Origin of the sequence: Clostridium sp. DFI.5.61 (assembly GCF_024462915.1) — a bacterium.
GTDB classification, from domain to species: Bacteria; Bacillota; Clostridia; order Oscillospirales; family Oscillospiraceae; genus Lawsonibacter; species Lawsonibacter asaccharolyticus.
The window spans coordinates 1-16694 of sequence record NZ_JANGBZ010000066.1 but is presented as its reverse complement, the minus strand read 5'-3'; the positions used below and the strand labels follow the sequence as shown (position 1 = coordinate 16694).

The following is a 16694-nucleotide window of genomic DNA, read 5'->3' as shown; positions in this document are numbered from 1 at the left end:
TAATCGGCGAACAGCCGAACCCTTGGGACCGAATTCAGCCCCAGGATGTGACGAGCCGACATCGAGGTGCCAAACCTCCCCGTCGCTGTGGACGCTTGGGGGAGATCAGCCTGTTATCCCCAGGGTAGCTTTTATCCGTTGAGCGACGGCATTTCCACTCACATACCGCCGGATCACTAACTCCAACTTTCGTTACTGCTCGACCCGTCGGTCTCGCAGTTAGGCTCGTTTATGCGTTTACACTCACTGCACGATTTCTGTCCGTGCTGAACGAACCTTTGAGCGCCTCCGTTACCTTTTAGGAGGCGACCGCCCCAGTCAAACTGCCCACCTAACAGTGTCCCCCGGCCGGATTCACGGCCGCAGGTTAGAAAACCAGTAAATCAAGGGTGGTATCCCAAGGGTGACTCCACCTGAGCTGACGCCCAGGCTTCCATGTCTCCCACCTATCCTGTACATGATTTACCAATCCTCAGTATTAAGCTACAGTAAAGCTCCATGGGGTCTTTCCGTCTAGTTGCGGGTAACCGGCATCTTCACCGGTACTACAATTTCGCCGGGTGGGCTGTTGAGACAGCGCCCAAATCGTTACGCCATTCGTGCGGGTCAGAACTTACCTGACAAGGAATTTCGCTACCTTAGGACCGTTATAGTTACGGCCGCCGTTTACTGGGGCTTCAATTCAGACCTTCGCTTGCGCTAAGCCCTCCTCTTAACCTTCCAGCACCGGGCAGGCGTCAGCCCATATACGTCATCTTTCGATTTAGCATAGACCTGTGTTTTTGGTAAACAGTCGCTTGGGCCTATTCTCTGCGGCTCCCCTTAGGGAGCTCCCCTTATCCCGAAGTTACGGGGTAATTTTGCCGAGTTCCTTAACAACCCTTCTCCCGTTGGCCTTAGGATTCTCTCCTCATCTACCTGTGTCGGTTTGCGGTACGGGCACCTTAGCATACACTAGAACTTTTCTCGCCTCGTCATTCTCCAGCTTCCCTACTTATTTTCGGTCCCTTTCGCCCGGGTCAACCAACGCCCGGGTCTGGATAGCTCCAAGTGTCCTTCTAGCTTAAGTTTCGGTGGCTACGGAATTTCAACCGTATGTGCATCGACTACGCCTCTCGGCCTCGCCTTAGCTCCCGGCTTACCTTGGGCGGACGAACCTTCCCCAAGAAACCTTAGATTTTCGGCCATTATGATTCCCACATAATTCTCGCTACTCATTCCGGCATTCTCACTCGAATACAGTCCACCGCTGCTCCCGCTGCGACTTCACCCCGTATTCGACGCTCCCCTACCATGCATTGCTGCATCCCAAGCTTCGGTGTTACGCTTAGCCCCGTTACATTTTCCGCGCAGAATCACTCGACCAGTGAGCTATTACGCACTCTTTTAATGAGTGGCTGCTTCTAAGCCAACATCCTGGTTGTTTTCGCAATTCCACATCGTTTTCCACTTAGCGTATCTTTGGGACCTTAGCTGTGGGTCTGGGCTGTTTCCCTTTTGTCCACGAGACTTATCTCACGTAGACTGACTGCTGATCATCAATTATCCGGCATTCAGAGTTTGATAGGGTTCAGTAACTTTATCAGCCCCTAGCCCATTCAGTGCTTTACCTCCGGTAATCTAAATCAACGCTAGCCCTAAAGCTATTTCGGGGAGAACCAGCTATCTCCAAGTTCGATTAGAATTTCTCCGCTATCCACAGGTCATCCGCCACCATTGCAACGGGGGTCGGTTCGGTCCTCCATGGGGTTTTACCCCCACTTCAACCTGCCCATGGATAGGTCACCTGGTTTCGGGTCTATTGCATACAACTTCATACGCCCTATTCAGACTCGCTCTCGCTTCGCCTCCGGTGCTGAACACCTTAAGCTTGCTGCATACAATAACTCGCCGGACCGTTCTACAAAAAGTACCTCATCACACCTTAACGTGCTTTGAGTGCTTGTAAGCACAAGGTTTCAGGTTCTATTTCACTCCCCTCCCGGGGTCCTTTTCACCTTTCCCTCACGGTACTGCTCCTCTATCGGTCATCAGGTAGTATTTAGGGTTGGAGGGTGGTCCCCCCGGTTTCCCACAGGGTTTCACGTGTCCTGCGGTACTCTGGATCCCAGCTGACAGAACTCAGTTTTCGCTTACGGGACTATCACCCGCTATGGTCGGCCTTCCCATACCGTTCAGCTAACTTATTCTGCCGTGCGCCGGTCCACAACCCCGGTGAATAAATCCACCGGTTTGCCCTCTTCCGCGTTCGCTCGCCACTACTAGCGGAATCTCTGTTGATTTCTCTTCCTCGCCCTACTTAGATGTTTCAGTTCAGGCGGTTCCCTACCTACGCCTATTTTGTTCAACGCAGGTTGACGGAGTATTGCTCCGCCGGGTTTCCCCATTCGGAAATTCCGGGATCAATGCTTATGTGCAGCTCCCCCAGACTTATCGCAGCTTGTCACGTCCTTCATCGGCTCCTGATGCCAAGGCATTCCCCTTGCGCTCTTTCTAGCTTGACCTTCGTAGAACAACCTTTCAGCTGTTCTCTATCGTCATTTTAGAATTATGCAGGCTTCAGATTTGGTTCATTGTAGTTTGTGTTACCCTTTATTTAAAAGTCCACAAATTTTACTTTGTTACCTCTCTGTTGCTTGCTCGCAATTTCTTGCTTGCTTCACTGTTCAGTTTTCAAGGTGCAGGCTTCCAACCTTTTTCAAGGTCAGATTGAAATGCTCGGACCATTGCCCAAACACTTCAATCCGATCTTGGTGGAGATAAGCGGGATCGAACCGCTGGCCTCCTGCTTGCAAGGCAGGCGCTCTCCCAGCTGAGCTATACCCCCATACCTCAGAGCTTTTTAGTGGTGGGCCCAAGTGGACTCGAACCACCGACCTCACGATTATCAGTCGTGCGCTCTAGCCAGCTGAGCTATGGGCCCGTAAGGTTCGCCGCCCTCCAGCGTGCGCCCTCTAAATTAAACAACGTAACGACTTTACGCTCCACCATTACTGACCTAGGACACTGCAGCAAACTATCGTCTGCTGAGTTCTCCTTAGAAAGGAGGTGATCCAGCCGCACCTTCCGATACGGCTACCTTGTTACGACTTCACCCCAATTATCGAACCCACCTTCGGCCGCGTCCCCCTTGCGGTTAGACTACGGACTTCGGGTGTTCCCGACTCTCATGGTGTGACGGGCGGTGTGTACAAGGCCCGGGAACGTATTCACCGCGGCATGCTGATCCGCGATTACTAGCGATTCCAACTTCATACAGGCGGGTTTCAGCCTGCAATCCGAACTGGGATGGCTTTTAGGGATTTGCTCCACCTCGCGGTCTTGCTTCCCTCTGTTTACCACCATTGTAGTACGTGTGTAGCCCAGGACATAAGGGGCATGATGATTTGACGTCGTCCCCGCCTTCCTCCGTTTTGTCAACGGCAGTCTCGCTAGAGTGCTCTTGCGTAGCAACTAACAATAAGGGTTGCGCTCGTTGCGGGACTTAACCCAACATCTCACGACACGAGCTGACGACAACCATGCACCACCTGTCTCTACTTTCCCCGAAGGGCACCTAATGCATCTCTGCTTCGTTAGTAGGATGTCAAGCCCTGGTAAGGTTCTTCGCGTTGCTTCGAATTAAACCACATACTCCACCGCTTGTGCGGGCCCCCGTCAATTCCTTTGAGTTTCAACCTTGCGATCGTACTCCCCAGGTGGGATACTTATTGTGTTAACTGCGGCACGGAGGGGGTCAGACCCCCCACACCTAGTATCCATCGTTTACAGCGTGGACTACCAGGGTATCTAATCCTGTTTGCTCCCCACGCTTTCGCGCCTCAGCGTCAGTTACTGTCCAGCAATCCGCCTTCGCCACTGGTGTTCCTCCGTATATCTACGCATTTCACCGCTACACACGGAATTCCGATTGCCTCTCCAGCACTCAAGAAAAACAGTTTCAAATGCAGGCTATGGGTTGAGCCCATAGTTTTCACATCTGACTTGCCTTCCCGCCTACACGCCCTTTACACCCAGTAAATCCGGATAACGCTTGCCACCTACGTATTACCGCGGCTGCTGGCACGTAGTTAGCCGTGGCTTATTCCTCAGGTACCGTCATTTGTTCGTCCCTGAGAAAAGAAGTTTACAACCCGAAAGCCTTCTTCCTTCACGCGGCGTTGCTGGGTCAGGCTTGCGCCCATTGCCCAATATTCCCCACTGCTGCCTCCCGTAGGAGTCTGGGCCGTGTCTCAGTCCCAATGTGGCCGGCCAACCTCTCAGTCCGGCTACTGATCGTCGCCTTGGTGGGCCATTACCCCGCCAACAAGCTAATCAGACGCGAGGCCATCTCAGAGCGATAAATCTTTGGCAGTCAGGACCATGCGGTCCAACTGCATCATGCGGTATTAGCAGGCCTTTCGGTCTGTTATTCCCCACTCCAAGGCAGGTTCCTCACGCGTTACTCACCCGTCCGCCACTAAGTAACCTTATCAATTGGACGAATCCTCTTTCTAAGGCACTCCGTTCGACTTGCATGTGTTAAGCACGCCGCCAGCGTTCATCCTGAGCCAGGATCAAACTCTCAATAAAATGGTATCTAAAGAGCCGAGGCTCTTCAAATCACTTTATTGAAGCTCATTCCAGCTTCAAAGAAATTTAACGGTCGTCCTTCAAGCTCAAGCTTGTTTGAACAACCAAATCCAAATCTGGTGCTTCGTGTTTTCGTTACGTTGTTTAATTTACAAGGTGCACGCCGTTCATCGGCGGGTTTTAATTTTACCACACTCAAACTCGTTTGTCAAGAACTTTTTTCAAATTCTTTTTAACTTGTTTTTGCGCGGCCCGCTCGCTTTTCAGCGGCGGTTTTAAATTTTAGCACATCTCATTCACTTTGTCAAGAACTTTTTTCGAGTTTTTTCAAGCTCTTTTGTTCTCTCATCCGCAGCGCTGTGCGCCCGCCGCCTTTCGGCAACTTTGATATGTTACCACATCTTTCTCGCTTTGTCAAGAACTTTTTTCGAACTTCTCAGTCGATCTCAAAGTCCTCAGCTTCGCTTCCCTTGTGATAACCGCACTTCAAATCCGCCCGCCTTTTTCTCAAAGGCGCTCTCGTGAAGTGCTTGATTACTATACCAAACACTTCCTCAGTTGTCAACACTTAATTTTCTTTTTTTCGACTTTTTTTGCTTTTCTCTGTCGAGCAGTCCAGTTTTGTTCTCTATAAAAGAATGTGTCCGCCTTCAGTGGACATCTATCTCTCTAATTCCTTCTTGCACAACGACACTCCTTGTGATACCCTTATTTTATCTCTGCTACTATAATAAAAGGGGGCCTTTCTGTGCCGATCCGAATCCCCGACTCTCTGCCCGCCCGGGCCATTCTGGAGGGCGAGAACATCTTTGTCATGACTGAATACCGCGCCATCCATCAGGACATCCGCCCGCTGAACCTGCTTATCCTGAATCTGATGCCCACTAAGATCGTCACCGAGACCCAGCTACTGCGCAAGCTCTCCAACTCTCCGCTCCAGGTCCAGGTAGAACTGCTCCACACCCTGAGCCACATTTCCCAAAATACTGACGCCGAGCACCTGTCTTCCTTTTATACGACCTTCCATCAGATCAAGGATAAGAAGTATGACGGCATGATCATCACCGGAGCACCGGTGGAGAATTTGGATTTCACCGACGTGGACTACTGGGATGAGCTCTGCCAGATCATGGAATGGACCAAAACTCATGTCCACTCCACGCTCCACATCTGCTGGGGGGCCCAGGCCGGGCTGTATTACCACTACCAGATCCCCAAATATGATCTGGGCAAAAAGCTCTTCGGCGTCTTCCCCCATAGGGTGGTGCGCACCCAGTCACCGCTGTTCCGGGGATTTGACGATATCTTCTACATCCCCCACTCCCGTTATACCGAGAACCGCTTGGAGGATATCCAGCGGGTCCCTGAGCTGGAGCTGCTGGCCATCTCAGAGCAGGCCGGAGTCTTTGCCGTCAAGAGTTCAGACAATCGGCGCTTCTTTATCACCGGACACCCGGAGTATGACCCGGACACCCTGGCCAACGAATATTTCCGGGATGTCAACAAGGGGCTGGATATCGCCGTACCGGAAAACTACTTCGCTCAGGACGACCCCTCCCGCCCCCCTGTCGTCCGCTGGCGTTCCGCCGCCCAGCTCTTCTATACCAATTGGCTCAATTACTATGTCTACCAAACCACTCCCTACGACTTGAAAAAGATCTCCGATTGACCGCACGGGGGAGCCCCCTGCGCCCGTCTGGAATATTCAGACGGGCGCAGGGGGCTCTTGATTTTCCATATGGAGCAGGAACCTCCCGCTCAGCTCTCCAGCCGCTGCCCGATCTGCTCCAGCACACCCTCCACCCGGGCACAGTGCCGGGGGAAGCGGCGCAGAAGCTCCGGGTCCGCCCCCTCCATGATCCAGGGCTCTCCCGCCAGCTCCAGCATGGGCACGTCGTTGTAATTGTCCCCCACTGCCAGCACCTGCTCCGGCCCGATCCCCAGAGCCCTGCACAGGGCCCGCACCCCCTTTCCCTTGTCCGCCGCGGTAAAGTCCAGCCACTTCTCTCCCGCCACCGCCACCCGCCAAATCCTCCGCCACCGGGGTGCCAGAACTGGCTCCGCCTCCGCGGCCCCCCGGCGGCAGTAGGCGGACACCTTCACGATATCCTCCGTGATCTCCTCCGGGCGGTCCACCAGGGCGGTGCGGTTGCCCACAAAATAGCGCACATGGTCCACGATGTCCCCTTCCTTGGGGCACAGATAACTGATGCCGGCCCCGGAGATCAACACCTCGCACCCATCCATATCCAGGATCTCCCGGCACAGCTCCAGGGCCTGTTCCCTCTCCATGGTCTCCTTGGCCAATATCGGTCCCGGGTCGCCCGGTCCGAACACCACCGCCCCGTTCTCGCACACATAGTACAGCCGGGAAGCTATGGGGGCGAACAGCCCCCGCAGGCTGTGGTACTGCCGCCCGCTGGCCGGGCAGAAGCGGACCCCCTGTTTCCCCAGACGGACCACCTCCCGGAATACAGCAGGGCTGATCTCCCGCTGTGTCCCCCGGAGCAGGGTCCCATCGATGTCGCAGGCGATGAGCCGGATCACAGGTCCCGTCCCCCTTCCAGAGGCGGGCACAGGTCCAGCAGCCGGGAGAGGCATTCCAGATTCCAGTCCCCCGCCCCTGCCAGGGCGGCGGGACCTATGGCAGCTGCGGTCATGCCGGCGGTCCGTGCCGACTCCACCCCCGCCAGGGCGTCGTCCACCCCTGCGCAGTCCTCGGGCGGGAGCTCCAGCAGCTGGGCGGCCCGCAGGAATACCTCCGGGTCCGGCTTAGAGCGGGTGATCTGGTTCCCGTCCACCACCCGGTCCAGGAGGGCGTCCAAGCCGGTGCGTGTCAGGATCACCCCGGCGTTTTTGCTGCTGGAGGCGAGGCCCAGCCGATAGCCCCGGCGGCGCAGCTCCCTCAGGGTCTCCACCGTCCTCTCCGGCACATCGCCAGGGGTCAGCTCCTGGAGCTGGGCCCGGTAGCAGTCATTCTTTTCCTCCGCCATCCGCAGCTTCTCCCGCTCCGTATAGGACCGATTGCTGCCCTCCAGCAAAATCTCCAGGCTCCCCATCCGAGAGACACCCCGGCAGCGGTCCCCCTGTTCCCGAGTGAAGGGGAGGCCGAGCCGGCCGGCCAGGGCTTTCCAAGCCCGGTAGTGGAGCTCATCGGTATGGACCAGCACCCCGTCCAAATCAAAGACCAAGCCTCTCACCATGTCTCACAGCCTCCTAGCGGCAGGTATCCTGAAATTCCGACGGGCTCATGCCCGTCACTTTTTTAAATGTGGCGGAGAAGTAAGTGATGTCCCGATAGCCCACCCGCTCGGCCACCTCATACACCTTGGTGCGGCAGTCCCGCAGCAGCTCCATAGCCTTGTGGATGCGGTAGCGGGTGAGGTAGTTGAGCAGGGTGTAGTCGGTCTCCTTGCGGAACAGGTGGCTCAAATGGCTCTCGCTCAGCCCCAGGTGCTGGGCGATCTCCCCCACAGAGATGTTCTGGTCCCCGTAGTGCTGGCCGATGTAATCCATCGCCTGGAGGACATACTTGCTCTTGTCCCCCTTCTTCCGCTCCGGCAGGGCGGGGGCGGTCCCGCTCCCTTCCGCCTCCATACGGCGGCGCAGCTTGATCACCGCCGCCTCCAGCTCCCCGTCGTGGAAGGGCTTCAGCAGGAAGTCCACCGCTCCCAGGCGCAGGGCGCTCCGGGCATAGGTGAAGCTGTCGTAGGCGGTGAGAATGATCACATAGGCCCGGCTGCCCCGGGCCCGCAGGGCTTCCATCATCTGAATGCCGTCCATATTGGGCATCTTCAGGTCAGTGATGATGAGGGAGGGGTCGTACCGCTCCACAGCCTTCAGGGCCTGGAGGCCGTCAGCAGCCTCCCCCACCACCACACAGTCCAGCGCGGCCCAGTCCACAGCCAGGACGATCCCCTTCCGTATCATCTCCTCATCCTCCACCACCAGTACCTTCAGCATATCTCTTCCTCCTTCCACAGGGGCAGCGAGGCGGTCACCGCCGCTCCCGGTCCGCCGGGCCGGGAGCCGAGGCGGAGGCCATACGCCTCCCCGTAGTGCTTTTTCAGAATGGTATCCACATTATACAGTCCCAGATGGCCCCGCCCGGAGGTCTCCGGGGGGCCGGTATAGGGTCCCATGAGTTCCGGGGGCAGTCCCCGGCCGTTGTCCTCCACCGAGATGGTCAGGGTTTGGGTTCCCTGACTGCGCACCCGGACCCAGATCACCCCGTCCTCCACCCCGTCCAGACCGTGGAGGATGGCGTTTTCCGCCAGGGGCTGGAGGATCATCTTGGGCACCCGGCACTCCTCCAGCTCCGGGGGCATGTCCACCTCCAGGCGGCACTTGCCCGACAGGCGGATGGACTGGATCTCCATGTACCGGCGGAGGATCTCCACCTCCCGCCGCAGGGGGACGAACTCGTCCGGGGAGATGCAGAAGCGCAGGATGTCCGCCAGGTCGGTGGACATGAGGGCCACCTGGGGCACCTGGTTGATCTTGCTGATCCACTTCATGGTGTCCAGCGTGTTGCACAGGAAGTGGGGGTTGAGCTGGGCCTGGAGCATCCGGATCTGGGCCTCATTCAACTCCCGCTGGTTCTCCACCAGCTGCTCCTGGTTGCGCTTCAGGGCCACCACCATTCCGTTGAACCGCTGGGCCAGCTCCCCCAGCTCGTCATCCTGATAGGGTGGGACGTAGACGTCCAGGTTGTTGTGGACCACCTCGCCGATGGCGCTGTGGAGCCGCTCGATGGGATAGAACATCTGCCTGCTCAGCCGCAGGCTCATAAGCACGGAGAGGCCCACGCACACCAGGGCGCTGCCCACCGTCACCGTGGTGAGCAGGCCCCGGGTATCCCGGTTCAGTGCCTGGGGCCGCTGGAGGACGGCGTACAGCCCCATCTCCTCCTGAAAGGCCGCCCGATAGGCGTACTCCTCCCCCTCCTGGCCCAGCTCCTCCCCCGCCAGCAGCTGCTCCCGCAGCTGGACAGCCAGGCGGCCGGCCAGGGCGGTCTGGCTGGCGTAGACGGGCCGCCAGTACCGGTCGAGGAGCAGCAGGTCGCTCTGTCCGCCGTAGGTCCCCTCCAGCAGTCGCTGGAAGTCCGCCCGGGTCAGGGTGATGACCAGATAGCCCGCGTCCTCCCCCGCCTCACCGGCGATCCGGGCCGCCCCCCGAAACAGGGGCGCGCTGTTCCCCTCCCCGCCGTCCACCTGTGTGAAGACCAGCCCGACGCTCTGCCGGGCGGCGTAGAGAACGCCCCACTGGGTGGGCATCACCGGCTCCACCGGGCCGCTGCCGGTGGAGTACATCCAGACCCCGTCCCGGTCATACAGGTCGAACTGGGCGCTGAGACGGCTGCCCTCGGTGGCGCTGTACAGCTCGCTATAGACGGTAGTGCTGTCCCGCTGTCCCCGGGAGAGTGCAGGGGCCACATAGGGGCTTGCCTGAAGGGCCAGGGCTGTCTGCTGAAAGCCCCGGTACAGGCCGTCCAGGGAGCTTATCACGTGGTCCAGCTGCTCCCGGGACTCCTCCTCCAACTGGCTGTCCAGCCGCAGGCGGAAGATCTGGAGCAGCATGGCCGAGCACAGCAGCAGCGGCAGCAGGGAGGCCAGCAGGAACCCCGCGAACAGCCTTCTGCGGAAGGAATGGCGTTTTTTCACGGCTCCTCCCCTCCCCCCAGATAGAAAGCCCAGGACATGAGGATGCTGTCGTGGTGCTCCACGGTCCAGGCCAGGTCGTAGTCCACCAGGACGAGCTCCTCCAGCGGCCGCAGCACGCCGCCGCTCTCCACTCCTTCCCGTACGGGGCGTCTGGAAAACTCCGTCTCCAGCCGGCTCTGCACATCGTTTCCTGCAATGAAGTCCAGGAACTTCCGGGCGTTCTCCGGGTGGGGCGCTCCCTGCACCAGGGCGCCTCCATCCGGGATGCAGCTGGTGCCATCATCGGGGTAGATCAGAGCGATGTCCTCTCCCGCCGCCGCCCGCTTCAGGGCGGTCTCTTCCAGGGTGATCCCCACCAGGTCCGTCCCCCCGGCCACCGAGTCCAGCACCGCACCGGAGCTGTCCAGCTGCCGGCCGTCCAGGCTGACAGCAAAGCGCATCAGGGTCTCGTCCGTATCCCCGTCCACCGCCCGGAGCAGGGTGATCAGCCCGGTGAAGGAGGAGCCGGACACACTGGGATCGCAGAAGGCGATGCGCCCCTGCCATGCCGGAGAGAACAGATCCCGCCAGCCGGTGATCTGCCCCGGGACCACCAGTTTAGTGTTGTAGATGATCACCACCGGCAGGGCGGAGAAGGGAGTCCACAGTCCCTCCTCCGAGCGCATGGCCGGGTCCAGCCCCTCCCAACCGGCACAGACGTAGGGGGAGAAGCAGTCCTGATATGCCTCCAGGCTGTCCACGCCGCCGCCGAACATCACATCCGCTGCCGGGGCGTCCGCCTCCCGGCGCAGGCGGGCCAGCAGCTCGCTGGTGCCCCCCGCCTCCACCTCCACCCAGATGCCGGTGCGCGCCTCGAACTCCTGGATGATGGGCCAGTAGACCTCCTCCTTGTGGGAGGTGTACACCACCAGCCGCTCCCCCTCCTCCGGGGCGAACTCTGATGCAGAGGCCCTCTCCCCGGCCGCGCACCCGGTCAGGAGCAGCCCCAATATCAGGGCCAGCGCTGCCAGCCGTCCTCTCATTCCGCTCCCCCCTCGCCTGTTTTGTGCTCAGTTTGGTGTTTTGCATAATTATATCACACCCCCCCTCCTCTTTTCATCTAATTTCCACAGAAATTGCAGAAGATAACAAAAAAGCGCAGATTTGTCCCCTGTTTTTTCCATCACGGAGGCGATACAATAAAATTGCACACAGGACCTGGGATATCAGGTTCAATTTTATGAAAAATGATGAAGGAGGAACCAAAATGAAACGTACCATTTCATTGCTCCTGGCCTGTGCCCTCAGCTTCTCCCTGGCAGCCTGCGGCGGTGGCGGCGGGACCCAGGGCGGCGGCAGCTCTGCGGGGACCAGCGCCGGCAGCTCCGCCCCTGCCGGCAGCGAACCCCAGCCCCAGCCCTCCGCCGATCTGACACCCACCCAGCAGATCATCCAGGAGGCCCAGGGGATGACCCTGGAGGAACTGGCCCAGAAGGCCATCGAGGAGTCCAACGGCAAGACCTTCCTGGGCGTGGGCAACTCCAGCCGCGGCAAGAGTGCCCTGCCCCTGTTCATCGAGTATCTGCAGTCCATCGACCCAAGCTACACCATGGAGTTCGAGTGGCAGCAGCCCAAGAACAACAAGATCTTCGATCAGCTCACCGCCGACTCCCTGAAGGACACCGGCACCTTTGCCATGACCCTGATCCAGGACGGCAACCAGATCGAGTCCAAGATGGTCCAGACCGGCATTCTGGACACCTTCATCCCCAAGGACTGGGCGGAGGCCAACGGCACCACCCCCGAGGAGTACCAGGGCTATCTGCCCCTTCAGACTCTGAACAAGATCTTCATGTACAACAACACCGGTTCCAAATCCTATGACAACTGCTGGGATTTCGTGGCCGAGGGCGAGCACGGCCTGTTTATGGACATCGACTCTGAGATCGTGGGTAAGAACTTCCTGTATATGCTCACCCGGGATGACTACGCCGCCATGCTGAAGGAGGCCTTCGATGCCCTGTCCGCCGAGGAACAGGCCTACTTCCAGCCCACCATCAACGAGATGGCCTCCGAGGCCGAGAGCCTGGGCCTGGGGGAGAACGGCAAATACGCCCTGGCCTGGATCAAGCTGTGGGTGGGCAGCTACAATGCCCAGACTGACGACGGCCCCATCTGCAACACCTTGGTGGACCAGTCCGCTACTGACCAGTTCGGCCTGATCGTCTACTCCAAGCTGCGCAGCGTGGAGGAGTCCGCCTCCGTCTCCAAGAACAACATCACCGTGGCGGCCTATAACGACGGCTACACCGGTATGGGCGGTTTCGGCTACTGCCACTATCTGTTCGTCACCGACAACAGCCCTCTGCCCTGGACTGCCTGCGCCTTCATCGCCTACATGACCTGCACCGCCGACGGCTTCTCCGCCTGGGGCAAGGACATCGGCGGCTACTCCTCTAATCCCGAGGTGGCTGCGGAAAACGAGGCCATCTATCACCACGAGACCGGCGGCATGGCCGAGGACAGCACCACCGTGGAGTACGCCGCCCTGAACGACCACGGCTACGACTGGTGGACCAACGAGGGCAAGCTGGTCCTGGAGGACCCCGAGTACTGCGCCTCCGTCTCCTTCACCGTGGGCAGCTGGATCGAGATGCTGGACAAGTACAGCGCCGGCTGAGCCCCATCCCCGGCGTCACCGGACCTCTGGGCGCTGAGCGCCGGTTTTGACGAAACGCAGAGCAGGGCGCCCTTGGAGCCGAGTTGCCTCCAAGGGCGCCCCTCCATTCCCGCATGAGAGGAGTGCCGCATATGAACCAAACCACGACCCCCGGCGCCGCACGGTCCGCCATCCTCTGGAACAGGCTCAGGACCTTCCTGTCCAAGCCTCACAACGTGATCCTGCTGCTGATGGGCATCGTGGTGACCATCACCACCATCGCCCCCATCGTGGCCATTGTGGAGGACACCTTCAAGATCCACCCCGGCACCATCGATGCCCATCTCACCGGCCAGACCGCCGGCTATACCCTGGTGAACTACATCGACCTGTTCACCAGCACCTTGGCCAAGACCAACCTGTGGACCCCCCTGCTGAACACCATCTATCTGGCCGTGGGCACCTGCTTGGTGTCCATCCTCTTCGGCGGAGTGTTCGCCTTCCTGGTCACCCGCACCAACCTGGCCTGGCGGAAATACCTCAGCTCCATCTTCATCTTCCCCTACATCATGCCCCAATGGACCCTGGCTGTGGTGTGGCAGAACCTGTTCAACTCCAACGCCGTCACCGGCACCTCCAACGGCCTGCTGGCCGCTACCGCGGGCATCCAGATGCCCCTGTGGTGGTGCAAGGGCCTCTTTCCCAGCCTGGTGGTGCTGGGCCTGCACTACGCCCCCTTCGCCTATATCCTCATCGGGGGCATCTTCCGCAACATGGACGCCAACCTGGAGGAGGCAGCCACCATTCTGGACACCCCCAAGTGGAAGACCATGTGCAAGATCACCCTGCCTATGGTGAAGCCGGCCATTCTGTCCACCATCCTGCTGGTCTTCGGCAGCTCCATGGGCTCCTACCCCGTGCCCCACTACCTGGGCCTGACCACTCTGTCCACCAAGTACGTGTCCATGAACTCCAAGTACACCGGCGAGGCCAGCATCCTGGCCATCATCATGATGATCTTTGGCGTGGCCATCATGCTCCTCAACCAGATGTCCCTCCACAGCCGGAAAAACTACACCACCGTCACCGGCAAGTCGGGACAGATCTCCAAGATCAATCTGGGCCGGGCGGGCAAATACATCATCGCCCTGGTCCTGGTGGTGGTCACCTTCTTCACCAGTATCTTCCCCATCGTCTCCTTCGCCTTCGAGACCTTCCTCCCCAATCCGGGGGACTACTCCTTCCTATACACCGGGGACCCGGACAACCTGACCACCAAGTGGTGGGTCACCGATGAGAACATCACCGAAAACGGCATGTACGGACAGAAAGGCATCCTCCACAACGACACTATCTGGAACGCATTCAAGGGCACCCTGCTGGTCAGCGTGGCCTGTGCCCTGCTGGCGGGCACCATCGGCACCCTCATCGGCTACGCCGTGTCCAAGAACCGGCGAAGTAAGGCGGCCAGCTATGTGAACTCCATGGCCTTCCTCCCCTACCTCATGCCCTCCATCGCCGTGGGGGCGGCCTTCTTCGTCCTGTTTTCCAATGAGCACGTCAACCTCTTCAATACCTATACTCTGCTCATCATTGTAGGCACAATCAAGTACATCCCCTTCGCCAGCCGCAGCTCCCTCAACTCCATGCTCCAGCTGTCCGGCGAGATCGAGGAGGCCGCTATCATCCAGGATGTGCCCTGGGTCAAGCGGATGACCCGCATCATCATCCCCATCCAGAAGTCCTCCATCATCAGCGGCTATATGCTCCCCTTCATGACCTGCCTGCGGGAGCTGTCCCTGTTCATGCTGCTGTGCACCCAGGGCTTCATCCTGTCCACCACCCTGGACTACTTCGACGAGATGGGTCTATACGCCTTCTCCAGCGGCATCAACCTGATCCTGATCATCACCATCCTGGTGTTCAACACCGTGGTCAACAAGGTCACCGGAGCCAGTCTGGACGAGGGAATAGGAGGTTAAACCATGCCTGAGATCAAATTAGAACATGTGACCAAGCGCTGGGGCAAGTTCTACGCCGTGGATGACCTGGATCTGGTCATCCAGGACAATGCCTTCGTCACTCTGCTGGGCCCCTCCGGCTGCGGCAAGACCACCACCCTGCGGATGATCGCCGGTCTGGAGACCCCCACCAGCGGCCGCATCACCATCGGTGACCAGGTGGTCTTTGACAGCGCCCTGGGCATCAACATCCCGGCCAACAAGCGCAAGGTGGGCTTTCTCTTCCAAAACTACGCCCTGTGGCCCAATATGACTGTCTATGAGAACATCTCCTTCGGCCTGAAAAACATCAAGGAGCCCCTGCCCAAGGTCGACTTCGAAGCCAAGAACGCCGCCCGTTTAGCGGAGATCCTGGAGCAGCCCGCCGAGGTGGTCCGGGTGCTGGAGGAGTGCCGGGACAAGGACGGCAGGCTGGACCAGAAGAAGGCCCAGCTGAAGCTGGTGGACACATTCACCATCTCCATCTACGCCGCCAAGCAGCTCCTCTCCTACCGCCTGGAGCAGTCCCCCGACCTGTCTGGAGAGATCGCCTCCCTCCGGGGCAGGGTGGAGGCCGCCAGGCAGTCCGCCGCTGCGGCGGGCGGCGAGCTGGACGGGGAGTTCCGCCTGGTAAAAGGGGGCCAGGTGATCACCGAGACCCGCAAGCTCACCCGGGAGGAGATCGACCTCACCGTCCGCCGGGTGGCCCGCATCGTGAAGATCGGCATGTTTATGGACCGCTACCCCGCAGAGCTCTCCGGCGGCCAGCAGCAGCGGGTGGCCATCGCCCGCACCCTGGCCCCCGAGCCCTCGGTGCTGTTCATGGATGAGCCCCTGTCCAATTTGGACGCCAAGCTGCGCCTGGAGATGCGCTATGAGCTCCAGCGCCTCCACGTGGAGACCGGTTCTACCTTCGTCTATGTCACCCACGACCAGATGGAGGCCATGACCCTGGCCACCCAGATCTGCCTCATTGAAAACGGCGTGCTCCAGCAGTACGACGCCCCCCTCACTGTGTACCACCAGCCCAACAACCTGTTTGTGGCCGACTTCGTAGGCAACCCCTCCATCAACTTCGTGGAGGCCAAGGGGGCGCAGCGGGCCGACGGCGCGGTGGAGCTCACCGTGTTCCAGGGCCGGAAAGCACTCTTCCGCCCCAGCACCCCGCTGGACCTTCCCCAGTGGTTCCGGGACCGGGCCGCCCAGGCGGCGGCCTGGGAGGAGGCCCATCGGAAGCGCGCGGCAGAGAAGTCCTATGTGGAGAAGGGCAATAAGGACGAGGCTTTCCGCTACCACATCGCCAAGGTGGTGGAGGACGACGACTCCCTTCAGGACGATCCAGTGCTCACCGACCAGGACCTGGTGCTGGGTATCCGCCCGGAGTTTCTGGATATTGCGGACCAGAGTCCCCTGGAGGGGGAGATCTATGGCGCCATGCCCACCGGCATGGAGTCCACCATCAAGGTGCGGGTGGACGACTTCCTGCTCACCGGCGTCATCTTCGGCAGCTCCCTGTTCACCATCGGGGAGAAGGTGCCTGTGACCGTCTCCGGGGACAACATCATGCTCTTCCACCGGAAGAGCGGCGCCTGCATCGCCACCGGCTCCCTGGAGCTGTGAAGCGTCTATCCAGGCGGAAATATCTCGCAGAAGTGTTTTCTCCGACGCACATGTCGCCGGGGAAACCAGATCAGAATTTGGTCCACGCCTGCGGGCGCCAACTCCGCAAGGCTTTTTCCGCAAGCAGAACGACCGGGAGCCCCATGTCCGGGCAGACTGCGTGGTCCTCCCTCTCCCGGTGGCCGGGGCCGAGGGGATGGT

At 59.3% G+C, this 16694-nt stretch carries 9 protein-coding genes, 2 tRNA genes and 2 rRNA genes; 4 read left to right on the top strand and 9 right to left on the bottom strand.

Annotated elements, in window-relative coordinates:
• The 4 genes from NE584_RS17285 to NE584_RS17270 all read right to left on the bottom strand — a co-directional run.
• A 23S ribosomal RNA gene (locus tag NE584_RS17285) occupies window positions 1-2504 on the bottom strand; the annotation flags it as partial.
• 247 nt (window positions 2505-2751) lie between these two features.
• A tRNA-Ala gene (locus tag NE584_RS17280) sits at window positions 2752-2827 on the bottom strand.
• Window positions 2828-2846: 19 nt separating this feature from the next.
• Window positions 2847-2923, bottom strand: a tRNA-Ile gene (locus NE584_RS17275).
• Between the two features lie 118 nt (window positions 2924-3041).
• Window positions 3042-4572 (bottom strand): 16S ribosomal RNA (locus NE584_RS17270).
• A 748-nt stretch (window positions 4573-5320) separates the two neighbouring features.
• Here NE584_RS17270 and metA point away from each other — a divergent pair.
• Window positions 5321-6241, top strand: coding sequence for a homoserine O-succinyltransferase (gene metA, locus NE584_RS17265; protein ID WP_050622571.1), 921 nt, complete (start codon window positions 5321-5323; stop codon window positions 6239-6241).
• Between the two features lie 89 nt (window positions 6242-6330).
• Here the strand turns inward: metA and NE584_RS17260 are convergent, their stop codons facing one another.
• Genes NE584_RS17260 through NE584_RS17235 form a run of 5 tightly spaced genes read right to left on the bottom strand, consistent with a single transcriptional unit; the run spans window position 6331 to window position 11257 of the window.
• Window positions 6331-7119 carry an HAD family hydrolase gene (locus tag NE584_RS17260; RefSeq protein ID WP_050622572.1) on the bottom strand — a complete coding sequence of 263 codons (789 nt, stop codon included), beginning with the start codon at window positions 7117-7119 and terminating at the stop codon, window positions 6331-6333.
• Window positions 7116-7775 carry a beta-phosphoglucomutase gene (pgmB, locus tag NE584_RS17255; protein WP_108979623.1) on the bottom strand — a complete coding sequence of 220 codons (660 nt, stop codon included), beginning with the start codon at window positions 7773-7775 and terminating at the stop codon, window positions 7116-7118. Before pgmB ends, NE584_RS17260 begins: the two co-directional genes overlap by 4 nt.
• Window positions 7776-7788: 13 nt before the next feature.
• Entirely contained in the window at window positions 7789-8535 is a 747-nt protein-coding gene (locus NE584_RS17250) for a response regulator (RefSeq protein ID WP_050622573.1), read from the bottom strand.
• Window positions 8529-10235 (bottom strand): sensor histidine kinase, encoded by a 1707-nt coding sequence (locus NE584_RS19765; protein ID WP_302537152.1) that lies wholly within the window; start codon window positions 10233-10235, stop codon window positions 8529-8531. Before NE584_RS19765 ends, NE584_RS17250 begins: the two co-directional genes overlap by 7 nt.
• Entirely contained in the window at window positions 10232-11257 is a 1026-nt protein-coding gene (locus NE584_RS17235) for an ABC transporter substrate-binding protein (protein WP_256183348.1), read from the bottom strand. The genes NE584_RS19765 and NE584_RS17235 overlap by 4 nt, the downstream gene beginning before the upstream one ends.
• Window positions 11258-11481: 224 nt before the next feature.
• Between NE584_RS17235 and NE584_RS17230 the strand changes: the two genes are divergently transcribed.
• The 3 genes from NE584_RS17230 to NE584_RS17220 all read left to right on the top strand — a co-directional run bounded on the left by NE584_RS17230 (window position 11482) and on the right by NE584_RS17220 (window position 16493).
• Complete coding sequence (locus tag NE584_RS17230; RefSeq protein ID WP_256183347.1) at window positions 11482-12894, top strand: hypothetical protein; 1413 nt, start codon at window positions 11482-11484, stop codon at window positions 12892-12894.
• 131 nt (window positions 12895-13025) lie between these two features.
• Window positions 13026-14855 carry an iron ABC transporter permease gene (locus NE584_RS17225; RefSeq protein ID WP_108979627.1) on the top strand — a complete coding sequence of 610 codons (1830 nt, stop codon included), beginning with the start codon at window positions 13026-13028 and terminating at the stop codon, window positions 14853-14855.
• A gap of 3 nt (window positions 14856-14858) precedes the next feature.
• A complete protein-coding gene (locus NE584_RS17220; RefSeq protein WP_256183346.1) occupies window positions 14859-16493 on the top strand; it encodes an ABC transporter ATP-binding protein in 1635 nt (544 codons plus the stop codon).
• The last annotated feature ends 201 nt before the right edge of the window (window positions 16494-16694 follow it).